Consider the following 16549-nt stretch of genomic DNA (forward strand, 5'->3'; position numbering starts at 1 on the left):
GGCCACAGAGACATCGAGGAACCCCGTTCATCGGCTCCCCGCGCCGGACTTACGCATCCGTGATCCCCCGTCGAAGAACAGCTGAACCGCCATGTGAATCGGCCAGCAGGGTCGTGATCCAGGACACTCTTCAGGCCTGCCGGACTCCTCGCGGGGGGTTGATCTCGGTCGCGTGCATGAAATCCAAGAAACAAGCCGCGACGGGCGAGAGATCCTGATAGCAGCGGTACACCACGCCGATGACCCTGGTTGCTCCCGGAGAGTCCACGGGTACCGCCACGAGATCATCCAGACCGAAACCCCGCACCTCAAAGGCCGGCAGAGCTGCCACGCCCACGCCGGCCCGTAGCAGCCCCCTGATCGTCGCCGCGCTACAGGCATTGAAGTGGTGGCTCACCGAGATCGAGTGCTTGCCGAACGCAGCGTCGGTGATCGCTCGGATGCTGGTTCCGGGCCGCGTTGCGACCACGGTGTCACCGTTGAAGTCCGCCCACGAGATGGAACTCTGCACCGACCAAGGATGGCTGTGGTGCGCGACGCCGTAGAACCGTTCCCGTAGCAGTGGTGTGAAGCAGAAGCCGTCTGGCAGGTAACCGTGGGCGGTCACGCCGAGTTCGACAGTCCCACCTTCGAGGCGTTCGACAACTTCATCCGCGGCCCCGTCGATGATCTCGAACTCCACCTCGGGGTGATCCAGCATGAAGTCGCGCATCATGTCCGGCAGCACAGCCGCTGCGAGCGACGGAAGCGCGGCTACGGCGATGGTTCCGGACTGGGCCGCTACGTATGACATGAAGCGGCTCAGTCGCATGTCCATGTCGTCGAGGACGGCGCCCGTCATGAGGAGAAAGGCATGCCCCGCGGCCGTGATGTCGAGCTGCCGAGTGGTTCGGTCGAACAACTGCACCCGCAGGCGACGTTCGACTTCCTTGATCCTTCTGCTGAGGACTGACTGAGAGAGCCGTTGTCGGCGTGCCCGGCCAGCTCCGAGCGCTTGACCGCTTCCCGCGGCATGCCGCAGGGCACAGGGGCGGCGGACAACAACGGCTGACGGCCACTCCAGGCACGGGATAACACCACCTGATCGTTGATCGCCACGTAGAGTGCCATCAGAAGGGCGTTCGGTTCTTCGCTCACCCATCAAGCTGAACGCCCTCCTCCCACGCCTGCGGACCGATCTCACTTCACGCGATCTTCACGTGATCAACCACCTAGTTCGGCCTCGAGCGCACATGGTTCGCGATCGCCGCGTCGTCGTTCGCGCCGTACATGTCGTCGATCAACGTTGCGAACGAGCTCACGACGGCATTGCGCTTGATCTTGCCGTTCGCGGTCCGCTCGCCGCGCTCGATTTCCAGGGGCCGTGGCAGAACGCGAAAGTCCTTCAACTGCTCTACGCGCGCAAGGTCCGCGTTGACCCGAGCGACCTCCGCTCGCAGGCGTTCGGCCAGCACCTCTGCCGACCGGGCGCTTGCGGTTGTGCTCGGCTCGAGCAGGACGGTGAGGTACTTGCGGGCGTCGCCGACGACGATCGCTTCGTTGATCAGCGAGCTCTCCTTCAGCCGGGTTTCGATGGGCTGAGGGCTGATCGTTTTGCCGCCTCGGGTGATGATCACGTCCTTCTTCCGGCCGATGAGCCGGATGTCGCCGTGGGGTGTGCGCTCCACCAGGTCACCGGTGCGGAACCAACCATCCTGGAAAACAGCCTCGGTCTCCGCCGGGTTGCGCCAGTATCCGTCGAAGAGCAACGGCGCGCGGAGCAGCATTTCGCCATCGTCCGCGACCTTCACCTGGAACCGTGGGTCCGGGAATTCCCTGCCGATGAGGCCCGGGCGGGGGAACGGCTGGTCGAAATGAGCTATGGGACACCCGGCGGTCTCGGTGAGACCGTAGTTCTCGCGGAGATCGAGCCCCCAGATCTGCCAAATCGCGATGACACTCTCGGGCATCGCGGCAGATGCGGTGTAGGCAACCCGGATGCGATCCATTCCGACGGTTGCCCGCAGCGGCAAGAACACCCCATGAAGTGCGGCAGCGTACGCGATCCGCAACAGTACCGAGGGCCGGCGATGAGACCAGCGGCGTTCGGCCACCCTGCGGCCGACCCACATGGCGGCGTCATAGGCGTGGCGACGAAGCCGCGGCCAGACCTCCGTCTGTGCGATCAGTTCGCCGGCGATCTTCTCGTAGAACCGCGGCGGCCAGAGCACTGCCGTCGGCCGCACCGAGCGCAACACATCCTCGTAGTCACCAATGCGACAGTATGTGACGACCAGCCGTGAGAGCAGCGGCGAGAACACCGACACCAGCGCCGGCGCCACATGGGCCAACGGCAGGAAGCCCACGACATCGTGCTCGTGACGGAGGATCTGCGGGTAGAGGCCGATGAAGGTCTGCGCCGCGTGCTGAAGTGTGCGGTGCGAGTGTGTGACGCCTTTCGGAACTCCCGTGGATCCCGATGTGTAGAACAGCACGGCGGCATCGTCGAGGGATCCGCCGGCGACCAACTCGGACAGAGGATCGGCGCTGTCGTCGGCGTACTGCGTTCCTTCTTCGCACAGCGCTTCCCACGTTGTCCTTTTGATCACCTCGGGTAGCTCCGGGGGAGTGGCGTCGATTCCGACCACGAGCCGCAGCTTCGGTGTGTGTGCGGCGACCTCCGCCACCTTGATGAGCTCCGTCGTCGTCTCGCCGATGAAGGCGACGGCCTCGCTGTGTGCGAGGAGTTGCTCGATCTCGGCAGGTGAGTTGGTCGGATAGACGCCGATCACTACGCCGCCGACACTTTGCACGGCCAGCGCGGCGAACACCCACTCCGGGCGTGCGCTGCTCATCACCGCGACGCGATCGCCGTGCTGCACACCTTGCGCGATAAGGCCGAGCGCGAGATCTTGCACGCGATCCCGGTACGTCCGCCACGTGATCGCCTGCATAACCCCATCACGCCAGTAACGCAGCGCGACGGCGTCGGGTTCCCTGTTCGCGCGATCGAGCAGCAGCCCCGGTAGCGTCCGGGTTGGCTCGAAATTGATCAGATCCATGACACGGCCTCTCTTCCAGAGCCGACAGGTCCGGGCCCGATGAGATTCATGCGGCACTCTCCCCGAGGTGCAGGAAGTCACCTCGGTACCACGTCACCGGCATGCCGCTACCTGTCCGCGCGTCGTGCACACGGCCGACGAGGATCACGTGATCTCCGCCGGGTACGGCTTGCTCCAGTTCGCAACGGATGACTGCCGCCCCATCGGGCAGGAGCGGGTGACCCCACTCATCGAATTCGAAGGCTCCGTACGCGAACTTGTTTTCACCTTTTGTCGCGAACTTGATCGCCAACTCGGCGTGTGCGGGTGTCACGATGTTGACGATGAACCGTTCAGCCGCCATGAAGACGGGAGAGCAGTCCGCTCCGCGGTCCAGGCACACCAGGACGAGCGGCGGATCGAGCGACAGCGCCGCGAAGGAACTCGCGGTGAACCCGTGCAGCGTGCCTGACGCGCTTCGCGTCGTCACGATCGTCACGCCTGAAGGGAAGCGGGCCAACGCCGAGCGGAAGGCGGCCGGGTCCAGCCCTTGAAATTGATCAACCATGATATCCCTCGCGGGCAGCTCGGGCGGCAGGGTCGTTGAAGACCGTGCGGGCGTCGGCAACCGTGACGCGGAGCTGCTCTTCGACCGGCCAACTGGAAGTCCCCGAGTGAAGGGCCCGTTTCAGCGCCGCGAACACGGCGGGTGGTTTCGCCGCTGCCGCCCGCGCGTCCGCCATCGCGATCGCGAGCAGGTCGTCCTGCTCGACCACCTGGTCGACGATGCCCATCGTCGCCGCGTCGAACGCGTCGAGGGGCTCTCCGCCCAGCAGGAGGCGCCGGGCCGCGCGGTCACCCAGGACCCCGCGCACTCGAGTGATCCCCTTCACGGCCGGCAGCATCCCGTGGTTGATCTCCGGGAAGACGAAACGCGCCTCAGCCGACGCGTACACCATGTCAGCGAACAGTGCCATTTCGATGCCACCACCGACGCACCAGCCGTTGACCGCGCACACCAGCGGCCGGGCGAAGTCCTCCAGTGCGCAGAGCAGCGCGTGAAACGACGCCATCCGCTCGACCATCGAATCGGCCCCGAAGCCGATGGCTTCCTTGATGTCGCCACCCGCGCAGAAGAAGCGCTCACCGGCTCCCGTCAGGACCACTGCGGGGGTGTCAGGGCCGCTGGCGAGGGTTTCCAGCGTCGTTGTCAGCTCGCTGACGAGCGAGTTGCTGAGTGCGTTCGCCGGCGGGTGGTTCAGAGTGAGTACAACCACGCCGTCCACTTCGTCGGACGCGTGCACAGCGCTGGGCGCTGTGTTGTGCGAGGCAATGCTCATGCTCGTCTTCCCTCAGTTCGCCGGTCCGCCAGCGGTGCGAGCGGAGGGGAAGTCCACGGGGCGCTTCTCCCGGAAGGCCTGGCGTGCTTCGGCGTAGTCGGCACCGGCGAAGTCGAGGATCTCGAGTGCCGCGGACAGCTCGTGCTGAGGCCCCGCGTTGGTGAGCCAGGCGTTGAGCGCACGCTTGGTGAAACGGAGCGCCTGCTGGGAACCGCGGGCCAGTTGGGATGCGACCTCGAGGGCGCGGGGCAGTACCTGCTCGCGGGGAACGGACAGGCTCACGAGCCCGATCCGCTCGGCCTCGGTACCCGTCAGCTTCTCGGAGGTGAGCACGTAGTACTTGGTCTTGGCCATGCCGACAAGCAACGGCCAGATGAGTGCGGCGTGGTCGCCGGCGGTCACGCCGACCTTGGTGTGGCCTTCCACCAGCACCGCGTCGTCCGCGGCGATGCTGATGTCGGCGAGGAGCGCGGTCGACAGCCCGTAGCCGACCGCGGGGCCGTTGATCGCGGAGATGATCGGCTTCTCGATGCGCAGCACCGTCGCTACCCGCTTGCGTTCGGTCTCCAGCAACGCGAGCGCTTCCTCGGGCGTGGGATCGGGCTGAGCGACGTCCATCCCGGTACAGAAGGCTTTGCCGGCCCCGGTGATGACGACGACCCGGGTCTGTTCATCGCGCTCGACGTCGGCCCAGATCCGGTTCATCTCCTCGAACATCGGCATGGTGAGCGCGTTGTACCGGTCGGGTCGATTGATCGTGATCAGGAGGACGCCGTTGTCGTGGCGTTCGGTGAGGATGTCGCCGGTGCCGTGGTGGTAGAGGTCGGTCATCGGCTGGTCTCCTTGTGGTGTGTGGGGTTGTGCTGGGAGTGGAACTGGCGGAGTGCTTCTTGGTGGGCGGGGCGTGCGGCTCGGATGTCGGCGAGTACGTCGTCGGCGGGGCGTACGACGTTGCGGGGGTTTTTGAAGTGGGGGATGACGTATTTGCCGAAGAGTTCGATCGAGCGCATCAGCTGGTGGTGGGGGAGGCTGTCGACGCGTAGGACGAGTGCGTCGACGCCCATGTCGGCGTATCGCTGTACGTGTTCGATGCAGTGGTCGGGGTCGCCGACCATGAAGCCTTGGGAGCGTTCGAACATGTACTCCTCGTCGTTGAAGTCGATGTCTTTGACGGCGCCCATGTAGGCGTAGTCCTGTGAGAGTTTGGACAGTCGTTCGTAGGCGTCGGTGGAGAGTTTGGCCATCTCGAAGAGGGGTTTGGCCTCGGTGCGGGCTTGTGCTGTTGTTTCGGCGCAGTGCATGCCGCCTGAGATCGCGACCATCTTGCGCGGCGTGATCGGGTAGGGGTGGTCGGTGGCGGCGAGTGTCTTGTCGTAGAGCTTCACCATGTTTTCGACGAGGTCGAATCCGAGGTAGAGGCCGCCCATGATGGCGCCGATGCCCATGGTGGCGGCGGTTTCGACGGAGCTGGGGCTGCCGGCGGCGGCTGAGATGGGTGGGTAGGGCGTTTGGAGGGGCTTGGGGACCAGGCTGCGGGGCGGGATCTTGTAGTGCTCGCCGACGTAGGAGAAGGGGTCGTCGAGGAAGGCGCGGCGGATGAGTTCGATGCCTTCTCGCCACTGGGACTTGTTCTCTGATGGGTCGACTTCGAAGGCGCGCAGGGCGAGGGTGGTGTTGCCGCGTCCGGTGCCGAGTTCGACGCGGCCGTTGGAGAGGATGTCCTCGGTCGCGACGCGCTCGGCCACGCGCAGTGCGTGGTTCATCCGTATCGGCAGCAGTGTCACGAGGTGGATGAAGCGGATCCGGCTGGTGAGAGCCATCAGGTACGGGTAGAGCACCTCCGGAGCGGAGACCGAGGCCGTCCCGAGGGCGACGTGCTGCTCGGAACTGCCGAAGGCGTCGAAGCCGACGCGCTCTGCGAGCAGTACCTCCTCGATCAGTTCCCGGTAGCGGTGCTCATGCGTGAGCCCGACCGGGGGGTCCCCCTCGGTCATGAGGATGAAGTCCATACCGACCCTTCCGTCGAATGTTATTCGGCGATAACGTAGGGCGTAGCCCAGCCCAGGTCAAGACCACGGGGGAGACCGAAGGCGTTAGTTAGGATTAACGTGCGTGTGCCTCGGCTGCGGGCCTCTCCCCATCCGTCGAGTAGTGACGCATCCGGGAGGTACTGGCCGAGTCAGGCACAGGAGGAGGAGCGACCACACGTGAGCGAGTTGCGGATTGAGCGTTTGACCTCGCCTGACATCGCGAGTGCCATCGCGGGCGGTATGCGTACGGCGGTCTTGCCGCTGGGTGCCACGGAGCAGCACGGTGCGCACCTGCCGATGTCGGTCGACAGTGATCACGCCGATCGACTGGGTGTTCTTGTCGCCGAGCGGCTTGGCGACGCGCTCGTGCTACCGACGGTGCGGATCGGCTGCTCGTCGCATCACCTCGGTTTCGCCGGAACGCTCTCGCTGAAGGCCGAGACGCTCGAAGCGATCTGCGCCGACTGCTGCGCGAGCCTCGCCGTGCACGGCTTCCGCCGGGTGCTGATCTTCTCGGCGCATATCGGCAACTACCCGGTGCTCAGTGACATCGAGCCGAAGCTCGCCGCGCGGCTCCCCACCGACCTGGATGTCATCGCGTTCGCAGACTCGGCAGCGGTCCTCCGCGCATGGCGCGACGCTGCTCAACGCGTCGCCGGCCTCGCCCACCACGTCGGAGGCCATGCCGACGTCGCCGAAAGTTCGATCATGCTAGCCGTGCGGCCGGACGCCGTGAGGAACGAGCGTGCCGCCGCGGGTTTCACCGGGACCATGGATGACGCGTTGCTGGCCAGCGTATTCACTGACGGTGTCAAGGCAGTCGCACCCAGCGGGGTGCTCGGTGATCCGCGCGGCATGTCGTCTGAGCTGGGCTTCGCCTGTCTGACCGCGGTGGCCGACCTGCTCGCGGAACACGCAATGGCACGTTATCGGCCGCTCACCTAGACTAGACTCTACGTGTGTCGAGCTCACCTACCCCCCGTACCGCATCTCCCCGCGCCACCCGTCGGCAGGTGCTGATCAAGGTCGCCGGAGAGTTGTTCAACGAGCGTGCCTTCGATGCGGTCACCACTGAGATGATCGGCGCGCGTGCCGGTGTGACCGGCCCCGCGCTCTACCGGCACTTCCCGAGCAAGCAGGCGTTGCTGATCGCCGTGCTCGAGGATCCGCTCAACGAACTGCTGGCTCATGCCCGCAAGACGGCAGCCGAGGTGACGGATCCACGCAAGGCGCTCGAGGAGATGATCGATTACCACGTGAAACGCAGTCTCCAGAACGTTCCGTCCACGCTGGTGTTCCTGAAGAACGAACACAACGTCCCCGAGGACGAACGCCATCGCATGCGACGCATGATGCGCCTCTACGCCGAAGAGTGGAGCGGGCTGGTCACCCGGCTGCGGCCCGACCTGTCAGACGCGCAGACCCGCGTTCTCACACATGCCGTCTTCTCGATGATCAACGCGGTACCCCAGTTCAACAGCGGCCTTGATCCCGACATCGTCGCGACAACTATCCGCACCGCCGCGATCAACGCGCTACTGGTCCCCGCAGAGGCGATCTGACAAGCAGAGCGCTCTTTGCGGCGTCGAGGCCCGTAGCCGCTGACCTGATCCAGGCCGGGGCTGGTGACCGGGAGGTGACCCGGCGCTTCGGGGTGACCCGGATGTCGGGGAACTGTTGGCGGCGAGCATTGGCTCTGGTGCATCCGCGGAGAGGCCGTGTGATGGATCTGATGAATTTTGAACCGATCCGGACGCATCCGCAGCTGTTGCTTGATCGTGCGCGTTCCGAGCCCAACATCGTTGCGCTGCGCCACTGGCGCGATGGGATTGTGCACGCGATCACGTGGCGGACGTACCGAGATCGAGTAAGCGAGATCGCGCTCGGCCTTGTCGAGCGCGGTGTGCAGCACGGCGATCGCATCGCGGTGATGAGCAGCGCACGCCCGGAATGGGCCTTCGCCGCACTGGCCGTACAGAGTGTCGGCGGCGTGGTGGTCGGCGTCTACCCGACCAGCTCGCCCGCCGAGATCGAGCAGATCCTGGCGCACAGCGAGGCAGTGGCCTTTATGGGCGAGTCAACCACGGAGCTCGACAAGGTGGCGGAGATCGCGGACCGCACGCCCAAGCTGCGGCTCGTCGTCGGCATGGACACCGCCCCACCGGCGCTGCCTGGGGCAATCACCGGGACAACGTGGGAGGAGCTGCGCACGGAAGGAGCGCGGCATCCGAGCGCCGTATTCGACCGTCTGGTCGAGATGGTCGCTGCCACGGCACTCGACGACCCCGCCGTTCTCTTCTACACGTCGGGCTCCACAGGAGCGCCGAAAGGCGTCACACACTCGCACCGTACGCTTCAGCACTCGGTCCAGACCGTCGTCGGCCTCTATCCGGAGCTCGACAGCCGTGAGCACGCCATCGTCGGCTTCCTGCCGCTGGCCCACGTGGCGCCGGCGCTGCTGCTGATCTTCACTCCGCTGCTCTCACGTCTCGTGGTGACGTACTGCCGCATCGAGGACTACGAGGACGCGTTGCGCACCGTGCGGCCGACGGCGCTGCTGTGGCCCCCGCGCTTCTACGAGAAGGTCGCCGGCGAGCTGATCGCACGAACGCGGGCTTGGCCCCGGGGGCGCCGGTACGCCTACAAAGGCGCGATGTGGGTCGGAAGCCGAATGGCCGAGCGCCGTTGGTCCGGTGGTCATCCCTCGGTATTGCTGCGGATCGCATACACCGCAGTGCTTCACCGTGTCTTCCTGCCGTTGCGGGCAAGCGTCGGATTGGACCGCCTGCGCGTCGCTTTCACCGCCTCTGCCGCGATGCCCGAGAACGTCATCGCGCTGTGGCAGATCTGGGGGCTGGATCTCCGCGAATGCTATGGCCTCACCGAGACAGCCGGCTGCCCCGTTGCTCATTTCGACCAGACTTTTCCGCGTCCGGGATATATTGGTCGAAAATTCCCGGATCCACGCTTCCAGGTCGAGGTCGCGCATGATGGTGAAATGCTGGTCCGCGCACCATTGCTGTTTCGCGAATATTGGCGCAACCCCAAGGAGACAGCTGCCGTTCTGGAGGACGGCTGGTTCCGTACCGGCGACCTGATCGAGCGTACCGCGCACGGTGAGATCCGCCTCATCGGCCGGAAGAAGGACGTGATCATCACCAGCGGCGGCAAAACGATCGATCCGCAGCCGATCGAAACCCGGCTGAAGGAGAGCTCGCTGATCAGCGAAGCGATCGTCGTGGGCGACGCGCGCAAGTGCCTTACCGTGCTGCTCGAACCGAGCACACAGGCCAAGGCGCTGACTGCGACGGCGCTGCCCGAACGCCTGCGGGCCGAGCTCGGGCGAGTCAACACGGACCTCGCACGCGCGCAACAGCTGAAGGATTTCCGTGTGCTGCCTCGGCCCCTCGAGGCCGAACGCGGTGAGCGGACCGCGAATGGCAAGGTCAAGCGGAACGCGGTAGTGAATTCTTTCGCTACGCTGATCGATGAAATGTACGGCGGGAATGACGACACGGTGATAGCGAACCACCTACGGCCGCGGCCGCATTAGCGGAGAACCTTGATGAGTTGGCCGTGGCTCCTACATCTGCTGACGCGCGGACAGCAATGGGTGGATTCATGCAGACAGATCATCTCCGGCTTCAGCCCCTGGCTCGGGCAGCTCCTTTCCCCGCACCGCTCTGCGGCTTGAGTCGTTCAGCAATGCTGACCTCATTCCATTCTTGTGCGCCACTCCCAGACCATGTCTCTTCTGCACACACACTTGTGGAATTTGAATTAGTCCAGTCGTATCTGTGCATTGCGCGTCTGTGTACGACGGGTCAGAGTCAGCACATGCGAAGTGCATCGAGAGTGTGCGTACGCAGTTCCTGCTGACCCACGGGGTATGGCATGCGATCGGCGGCGCTCCATCAATGCGTCCCATCATCCGATGGCGCGCCGATGCTCAGCTGTCAGAACCCACCATGGCCTGGCAGAGGCGGGAGAGGACTGGCTGGTGAGGTCGTAGCCCGCAGCGACCGAGGCTGCTTGTCAGCGCGTCCGCAGACAGGGGCCGGGGGATTCGGTGAGGCGGCGGCAAAGGCCGGGGACCTGCTTAACGCTCCGGACGTGATCGTGGAACGGATCGCCCCTCTCGCATGCGCAGGATCAAGGTGACCGCGTCCTCCGGGCGGGTTCCGGGAGTCAGGACTTCCTGCAAGAGGAGGCCGCGAAGCGCGGCAATGGTGACGGTGGCCACATCCCGCGCTTCCTTGGTGTCGAGCCCTTCGCGTTCCGCGAGTGAGGACAGCATCACGGTCAGGTCGCCGATCGACTCTACGAACTCACGGAAGTCCCTCGGGGCCGTACGCCGCCAGTCCGACGACGTAGAAGAAGCCATGCACGAAACACACGTGACTGGGCTACAGGCATCTTTCCTCAGCTACCTCAGGACCTGCCGTGCCCAGTGAGCCGGACGCCGCGGCTCGTCTTCCGTCCCATGTGAGTCGACTTCTCCGGAGGTGTGCGGGTGGCCGAGCGTGACTTCGTCAGCACGACGCCCCCTGCCGTGGGTATCGCCGACGTACTCAGGCGACGGCTGCCGTCCGGCCGGGTGGTGACTGATCCGGACATCGTCGCCGGTCTCTCCCGCGACCAGGCGGTGTGGGCGCCTGTTGGCCGAGCGGTGGCCGTCGTGCGCGCCAAGAGCACCGACGAGGTCCGGACCGTGGTTCGTGCGTGCCTGGAGCAAGGAGTCCCGTTGGTTGCACGCGGCGCCGGTACCGGATTGTCGGGAGGCGCCAATGCCGTCGAAGGCGGCGTGATCCTCGCGCTGGACGGCATGGATCGGGTACTGGAGGTCGACGAGCTGGAGCGCCTCGCCGTCGTGCAGCCCGGTGTGGTCAACGACGACCTGCGCGCCCATGTAGCGGCGCTCGGCTTGTGGTACCCGCCTGGCCCCGCTAGTTCGCCCTGGTCGACCATGGGAGGAAATTCGCGACGAACGCCGGCGGAGTGTGCTGCGTCAAGTACGGCGTCACTCGCGACTATGTCCTCGGTTTGGAGGTCGTGACCGGCACGGGCGAGGTGGTCCGGCTCGGGCGCCGTACGTCGAAGGGGGTCGCCGGCTACGACCTTGTGGGCCTCATGGTGGGGGCCGAGGGCACTCTTGGTGTCGTCACCGAGATCACGGTCCGGCTGCGACGCCTGCCTCCGGTCGGCGTGACCGCCGTCGGCTACTTCGACAGCGTCGGGCAGGCCGGTGACGCGGTGCGTGCGACGGCTGCCGCCGGGCTGCGTCCGGCCGCGCTGGAACTCGTCGACCGGCACTGTCTGCGCGCGGTCGATGCCTGGAAGAACATGGGCCTTTCAGCCGAGGCGGACGTGGTCCTCCTGGCCCGTTTCGACGATGATGGCCGCGCCGCCGAGGAGGGCGCCCGCCGGATGGTCGACTGCTTCCGCGGGGCCGGCTCTACTTGGGCGGACCGGTCGGAGACGGAGGAAGAGGCCGAGATGCTCTTCGCGGCCCGCCGACTGGCCTTCCCCGCGCTCGAGCGGCTGGGGCCGGTACTGACGGAGGACATCTGTGTGCCCATCGGGGCGGTGGCGGAGATGCTGGCCCGCATCGACCGGACCGCGGAGAGGCACCGGATCACCATCGCCAACATCGCGCACGTCGGCGACGGCAACTTGCATCCGCTGCTTGTGACGGAACACGGTGACGCGGCGGCTCAGGTCCGGGCCCGCGCGGCGTTCGACGACATCATCGCGGACGCCCTCGAATTGGGTGGGACGGTGACTGGTGAGCACGGTGTGGGACTGCTCAAGCGGCCCGGCCTCACCCGTGAACTCGGCCCGGCCGTCCTGGAGATGCATCGCGCGGTGAAGCGTGCTCTCGACCCGGCCGGGATTCTCAACCCTGGCAAAGTCTTCGGGCCGGCATGACCCCTTGGCCAAGTACAGGACCGGGCCGCGGACGACAGAGCTCGCAGAGCCGGAGTTCCACGCACGGTAGCCATCTCAATTGTCGAGTCTGCGGAAGCAGATGGGGGTGCAGGCGATGCTGGTGAAGGCGAGGAAGTGTTCGGCCTTGCGTCCGTAGCGGCGGTGGAGTCGGCGGCATCCCGCGAGCCAGGCCATGGTGCGTCCTGTTCCAGCGGGTGTTCCGGATGCACGTGGCAGCAGCTTCCCGCCGCGTCGTTCGGACCTTCCGGTGCGACGGCTCACCGCCGGTTCGCCGAGTGGCCGAAGGCCAGGGTGTGGGCCCAAGCTCTACCGCCTGGTCCTCGACGAACTCGGCTCCCGCGGCCCATCTCCGCCCGGATATCCGGCGCCAACGTTCACGACAGCCAGGCCCTGATTCCGCTGGTGAAGGGGCATCGAGACCTCACAGTGCGGAAGCCGCCCGGGTGCAGGAGATCGTCGAGCCTGCGGATACCACGACCGCGGCGAATCAGCCCGCATGCCGACCGCGTGCTGTCCGCGTGCTGTCTGTCCGCGTGCTGTCCGCGGGCGGGCTGTGCTCCTCCGCCCGACGTCCTTTCCCGTCGTACGCACCGCACCGGCGACCGGTTGAGAACTCTCTGGTGAGGTGAGGCTGCCGATCCACCCGAAGAAGAGTGCTGCTGGCACGAGGAGGCCGTTCGGGTGCGCGGGCCCTTGCCCTGAGCGAACACATCACGCGCGAAGGTGACAGCGGCAGCGAAGGCCACACTTGACACGGTCGTGAGCGCGGCGCACGGCCGCGGCCGCGAAGCCCGCCGCGCTCAGGAGCACGGCAAAGGCAGCACCCGGTCCCGAGGCAATGCTCATGGACCGGCGTGCCGAGCGCCCGGTGCGGGAGGCGCTCACCCGCAGGACCAGGTTCGGCAGCACGGCCGTACCGAGGATGACGACGATGTGTTCGCCGATCGGGTCGAGTACAGCCGCGCTCACGATGTGCACGGTCACCGCTTCACCGCCAGGGATCATCGACGGGGGGCGCGCCCGGCGCCCCGGCCTGGGGTACGTCGGAGGTCCGGGGCCGCTCGACGGGATCGCAGGCTGTGCATCGCGTCTCGTACACCCACACGGTGGCGACGAAGAGGCCGCATTGCAGGATGCCCCAGACGAGCCCGAGGGTGATGTGCCCGTACACATGCACTGCGGGAACGGCGGTCAGCAAGGACAGCGCGATGCCGACGACAAGAGGGACGGCGTTGGCGGCGACGAGCGCACGCCGGGCACGACGCGTGGTTCCGCGGAGACTTTCACCGTGTTGCAGTCGGAGGGCATCGAGCGATGGGTCCGGTGCCGGTGGGTGATCCGGTGAGGGCGAGGAGAAGACGGGGCGCACGGAAACCTTCCGGGCTTCGAGGGCGGGTGACTCGGCCGACGCGTACTGGGCCTCGGACACGCGGCTTGTTCCGGCGCGCGAAAGGTCGAGGATCTGGCCGACGGCCGGGGAGGGACACGAACAGGAATCTCGTGGGCATCAGACGACGTCCCGGTCCGGGGCACGGTGGAGGCCGACCCGCTACCGGACCGACCGCTACCGCGGCCCGTAGATCACTACGGTGTTGCCCCATGGGTCCCGGGCCACGGCCCGGACCTCGTGCGGGCCCTGCTCGGGCTCCCGGACGACGGATCCGCCGCCTTGTACGAGGGCGGTGAGCGCCGAGGTCACGTCGGGGACCTTGAACGACGCCGCGGGCACCCCACCGGTGACGTCCTCGGCCGGGCCGGTCAGGGCCAACGTGGTACCGCCGGCGTCGAGGGCGGCGTAGCGGTCGCCGTCGACGAACTTCGTGGCCAGGCCAAAGGTGTCGGCGTAGAAGCGCACGGCGGCGTCGATGTCGGCCACCGGGTGCAGCACGTTCCCGATCTTCACGAGGTCGATCTCCGCGGAATCACTCACCGGACGGCCCCGCAGCACGGCCCGAGCGGAGGGTTCCACCACATCGCGCGCCGCGCGTGGATGAACCACTCGTGCGATCCACCGGGGCCGACGAGCCGGGTCCGATGTCAGTCATGTAACGCTCTGCCCGAGGTGGAGGAAATCACCGCGGTACCACATCACCGGCTTGCCGCCGCCTACGCGCGCGTCGTGCACACGACCGATGAGAATGACGTGATCTCCGCCGGGTATGGCCTGCTCCAGCTCGCAGCGGATGACCGCTGCGGCGTCGGGCAGGATCGGGTGTCCGCCCTCGTCGGACTCGAAGCTCCCGTGTGCGAACTTGTCCTCGCCCTTGGTGGCGAACCTCATGGCCAACTTCGCATGCGCGGGCGTCACGATGTTCACGACGAACTGCTCAGCCGCTATAAAAGCTGGGAAGCAGTCCGCTCCTTGGTCCAGGCACACCAGGACAAGTGGTGGATCGAGCGACAGCGCCGCGAAGGAACTCGCGGTGAACCCATGCGGCGTGCCCCCGGCACTTCGGGTCGTCACGATCGTCACGCCGGCAGGGAAGCGGGCCAACGCCGAACGGAAGGCAGCCGCGTCCAGCCCCTGGACTTGATCAGCCATTCCACACCTCGCGGACAGCTCGGACGGCGGGGTCGTGGTAGCCACCGAAGGCATCAACGTCGACATGCGCTGCGTGCAGCGCCTCCCCGACCAGCTCTCGGTAACGGTGCTCACGTGCGAGCCCGGTCGGGATGTCCCCCTCAGTCATGACGATGACGTCCATGCCGATCCTTCCTCGAATGTTATTGGTAAATAACATATGACGTGACTTAGGTGCGGTCAAGCCTCCGGATGGAGAGGTAAATCCGTTAGTGCGCGGTAACGAAGTGAGGGTCACGTCAGTCCCCGGCCGCCTGTGCGGCCCTGTGTGGCTGTCGGTCGCGGTGTGACCGGGGTCGCTCTGGTCGCGGCCCCTCCCGTGCGCGCCCGGTCGACCTCCGTTGTTATCACAAGGTAACGTCCGTCGCTCTTCCTGGGGCCTTGACCTGGGCTGGGCTACGCCCTACGTTATCGCCCAATAACATTTGTCGGAAGGGTCGGTATGGACTTCATCCTCATGTCTGAGGGGGACACCCCGGTCGGGCTTACGCATGAACACCGCTACCGGGAGCTGGTGGAGGAGGTTCTGCTTGCGGAGCGGGTTGGCTTCGATGCCTTCGGTAGTTCCGAGCAGCATGTTGCTCTGGGTACGGCTTCGGTCTCCGCTCCGGAGGTGCTTTACCCGTACCTGATGGCTCTGACGAGCCGGATGCGGTTCATCCACCTGGTGACGCTGCTGCCGACGCGGATGAACCATGCGCTGCGCGTCGCGGAGCGTGTGGCGACCGAGGACATCCTGTCCAACGGCCGTGTCGAGCTTGGCACCGGGCGCGGCAACACCACGCTCGCCCTGCGCGCGTTTGAGGTGGACCCTTCCGAGAACAAGGCTCAGTGGCGTGAGGGCATCGAGCTGATCCGGAGCGCGTTCCTCAACGACGTGTTCTCGCACGTGGGCGAGCACTACAAGGTTCCGCCGCGTAGCTTGGTCCCCAAGCCCCTACAGGGTCCCTACCCGCCCATTTCGGCTGCCGCCGGCAGCCCGAGCTCGGTCGAGACGGCCGCCTCGATGGGTATCGGCGCCATCATGGGCGGCCTCTACCTCGGGTTCGACCTCGTCGAGAACATGGTCAAGCTCTACGACGACACTCTCGCCGCCACCGACCACCCCTACCCGATCACGCCGCGCAAGATGGTCGCGGTCGCCGGTGGTATGCACTGCGCCGAGACCACTGCCCAGGCCCGCCTCGAGGCGAAGCCCCTGTTCGAGATGGCCAAGCTGTCCACCGACGCATATGAGCGCCTGTCGAAGCTGTCGAAGGACTACGCCTACATGGGCGCTGTCAAGGACATCGACTTCAACGACGAGGAGTACATGTTCGAACGCTCCCAGGGCTTCATGGTCGGCGACCCCGAGCACTGCATCGAACACGTACAGCGATACGCGGACATGGGCGTCGACGCACTCGTCCTGCGTGTCGACAGCCTGCCCCACGACCAGCTGATGCGCTCGATCGAACTCTTCGGCAAGTACGTCATCCCCCGCTTCAAGCACCCCCGCAACGTCGTGCGCTCGGCCGACGACGTACTCGCCGAGATCCGAGCCGCCCGCCCCGCCCACGAAGAAGCACTCCGCCAGTTCAACGACACGCACAACCCCGGCCACCACAAGGAGACCAGCCGATGACCGAC

The 16549-nt window shown here is 66.1% G+C and carries 15 protein-coding genes and 2 pseudogenes; 5 read left to right on the plus strand and 12 right to left on the minus strand.

The window, feature by feature from the left end:
• Window positions 1-130: 130 nt before the first annotated feature.
• From ABD329_RS36455 to ABD329_RS36480, 6 genes are all read right to left on the minus strand, one after another.
• Window positions 131-1141 carry a LysR substrate-binding domain-containing protein gene (locus ABD329_RS36455; protein ID WP_198276483.1) on the minus strand — a complete coding sequence of 337 codons (1011 nt, stop codon included), beginning with the start codon at window positions 1139-1141 and terminating at the stop codon, window positions 131-133.
• Between the two features lie 70 nt (window positions 1142-1211).
• Window positions 1212-3041: an AMP-dependent synthetase/ligase gene (locus ABD329_RS36460; protein WP_198276482.1), complete on the minus strand. Its 1830-nt coding sequence runs from the start codon at window positions 3039-3041 to the stop codon at window positions 1212-1214.
• A gap of 46 nt (window positions 3042-3087) precedes the next feature.
• The gene (locus ABD329_RS36465) at window positions 3088-3588 is read right to left on the minus strand and encodes a flavin reductase family protein (RefSeq protein ID WP_198276481.1); all 501 of its coding nucleotides are present in this window, start codon (window positions 3586-3588) and stop codon (window positions 3088-3090) included.
• Complete coding sequence (locus tag ABD329_RS36470) at window positions 3581-4360, minus strand: enoyl-CoA hydratase/isomerase family protein (RefSeq protein WP_198276480.1); 780 nt, start codon at window positions 4358-4360, stop codon at window positions 3581-3583. Before ABD329_RS36470 ends, ABD329_RS36465 begins: the two co-directional genes overlap by 8 nt.
• Before the next feature lie 12 nt (window positions 4361-4372).
• The gene (locus tag ABD329_RS36475) at window positions 4373-5191 is read right to left on the minus strand and encodes an enoyl-CoA hydratase/isomerase family protein (RefSeq protein WP_198276479.1); all 819 of its coding nucleotides are present in this window, start codon (window positions 5189-5191) and stop codon (window positions 4373-4375) included.
• Window positions 5188-6369, minus strand: coding sequence for an LLM class flavin-dependent oxidoreductase (locus tag ABD329_RS36480; protein WP_344317487.1), 1182 nt, complete (start codon window positions 6367-6369; stop codon window positions 5188-5190). Before ABD329_RS36480 ends, ABD329_RS36475 begins: the two co-directional genes overlap by 4 nt.
• Window positions 6370-6567: 198 nt before the next feature.
• Between ABD329_RS36480 and ABD329_RS36485 the strand changes: the two genes are divergently transcribed.
• The 4 genes and pseudogenes from ABD329_RS36485 to ABD329_RS36500 all read left to right on the plus strand — a co-directional run bounded on the left by ABD329_RS36485 (window position 6568) and on the right by ABD329_RS36500 (window position 12318).
• On the plus strand, window positions 6568-7335 hold the full coding sequence (locus ABD329_RS36485) for a creatininase family protein (protein ID WP_198279242.1): 768 nt from the start codon (window positions 6568-6570) through the stop codon (window positions 7333-7335).
• 68 nt (window positions 7336-7403) lie between these two features.
• Window positions 7404-7952: a TetR/AcrR family transcriptional regulator gene (locus ABD329_RS36490; protein ID WP_198279241.1), complete on the plus strand. Its 549-nt coding sequence runs from the start codon at window positions 7404-7406 to the stop codon at window positions 7950-7952.
• A gap of 161 nt (window positions 7953-8113) precedes the next feature.
• Complete coding sequence (locus ABD329_RS36495) at window positions 8114-9943, plus strand: AMP-dependent synthetase/ligase (protein WP_198279240.1); 1830 nt, start codon at window positions 8114-8116, stop codon at window positions 9941-9943.
• A gap of 1005 nt (window positions 9944-10948) precedes the next feature.
• Window positions 10949-12318 (plus strand): annotated as a pseudogene (locus tag ABD329_RS36500) (FAD-binding oxidoreductase).
• Between the two features lie 75 nt (window positions 12319-12393).
• Here the strand turns inward: ABD329_RS36500 and ABD329_RS36505 are convergent.
• From ABD329_RS36505 to ABD329_RS36535, 6 genes and pseudogenes are all read right to left on the minus strand, one after another.
• Window positions 12394-12519 (minus strand): annotated as a pseudogene (locus tag ABD329_RS36505) (IS5/IS1182 family transposase); the annotation flags it as partial.
• A gap of 531 nt (window positions 12520-13050) precedes the next feature.
• Window positions 13051-13323 (minus strand): hypothetical protein, encoded by a 273-nt coding sequence (locus ABD329_RS36515; protein ID WP_198279239.1) that lies wholly within the window; start codon window positions 13321-13323, stop codon window positions 13051-13053.
• Window positions 13324-13327: 4 nt separating this feature from the next.
• Window positions 13328-13768, minus strand: coding sequence for a hypothetical protein (locus ABD329_RS36520; protein WP_344317488.1), 441 nt, complete (start codon window positions 13766-13768; stop codon window positions 13328-13330).
• A gap of 135 nt (window positions 13769-13903) precedes the next feature.
• Window positions 13904-14269: a VOC family protein gene (locus ABD329_RS36525; protein WP_198279238.1), complete on the minus strand. Its 366-nt coding sequence runs from the start codon at window positions 14267-14269 to the stop codon at window positions 13904-13906.
• 111 nt (window positions 14270-14380) lie between these two features.
• Window positions 14381-14881: a flavin reductase family protein gene (locus tag ABD329_RS36530; RefSeq protein WP_198279237.1), complete on the minus strand. Its 501-nt coding sequence runs from the start codon at window positions 14879-14881 to the stop codon at window positions 14381-14383.
• Entirely contained in the window at window positions 14874-15044 is a 171-nt protein-coding gene (locus ABD329_RS36535) for a hypothetical protein (RefSeq protein WP_198279236.1), read from the minus strand. The genes ABD329_RS36530 and ABD329_RS36535 overlap by 8 nt, the downstream gene beginning before the upstream one ends.
• A 318-nt stretch (window positions 15045-15362) precedes the next feature.
• Here ABD329_RS36535 and ABD329_RS36540 point away from each other — a divergent pair, with 318 nt between their 5' ends.
• Window positions 15363-16544 (plus strand): LLM class flavin-dependent oxidoreductase, encoded by a 1182-nt coding sequence (locus ABD329_RS36540; protein ID WP_198279235.1) that lies wholly within the window; start codon window positions 15363-15365, stop codon window positions 16542-16544.
• The last annotated feature ends 5 nt before the right edge of the window (window positions 16545-16549 follow it).

The sequence above is a fragment of the Streptomyces javensis genome (assembly GCF_039525925.1).
Lineage (GTDB): Bacteria > Actinomycetota > Actinomycetes > Streptomycetales > Streptomycetaceae > Streptomyces > Streptomyces asiaticus.

Excerpts from the sequence above, each read along its gene's own strand:
- ABD329_RS36540 (WP_198279235.1), top strand. The coding sequence starts at position 15,363 with ATGGACTTCATCCTCATGTCTGAGGGGGACACCCCGGTCGGGCTTACG.
- ABD329_RS36530 (WP_198279237.1), bottom strand. The coding sequence starts at position 14,881 with ATGGCTGATCAAGTCCAGGGGCTGGACGCGGCTGCCTTCCGTTCGGCG.
- ABD329_RS36455 (WP_198276483.1), bottom strand. The coding sequence starts at position 1,141 with ATGGGTGAGCGAAGAACCGAACGCCCTTCTGATGGCACTCTACGTGGC.
- ABD329_RS36475 (WP_198276479.1), bottom strand. The coding sequence starts at position 5,191 with ATGACCGACCTCTACCACCACGGCACCGGCGACATCCTCACCGAACGC.
- ABD329_RS36465 (WP_198276481.1), bottom strand. The coding sequence starts at position 3,588 with ATGGTTGATCAATTTCAAGGGCTGGACCCGGCCGCCTTCCGCTCGGCG.
- ABD329_RS36495 (WP_198279240.1), top strand. The coding sequence starts at position 8,114 with ATGGATCTGATGAATTTTGAACCGATCCGGACGCATCCGCAGCTGTTG.
- ABD329_RS36535 (WP_198279236.1), bottom strand. The coding sequence starts at position 15,044 with ATGGACGTCATCGTCATGACTGAGGGGGACATCCCGACCGGGCTCGCA.
- ABD329_RS36480 (WP_344317487.1), bottom strand. The coding sequence starts at position 6,369 with ATGGACTTCATCCTCATGACCGAGGGGGACCCCCCGGTCGGGCTCACG.
- ABD329_RS36470 (WP_198276480.1), bottom strand. The coding sequence starts at position 4,360 with ATGAGCATTGCCTCGCACAACACAGCGCCCAGCGCTGTGCACGCGTCC.
- ABD329_RS36460 (WP_198276482.1), bottom strand. The coding sequence starts at position 3,041 with ATGGATCTGATCAATTTCGAGCCAACCCGGACGCTACCGGGGCTGCTG.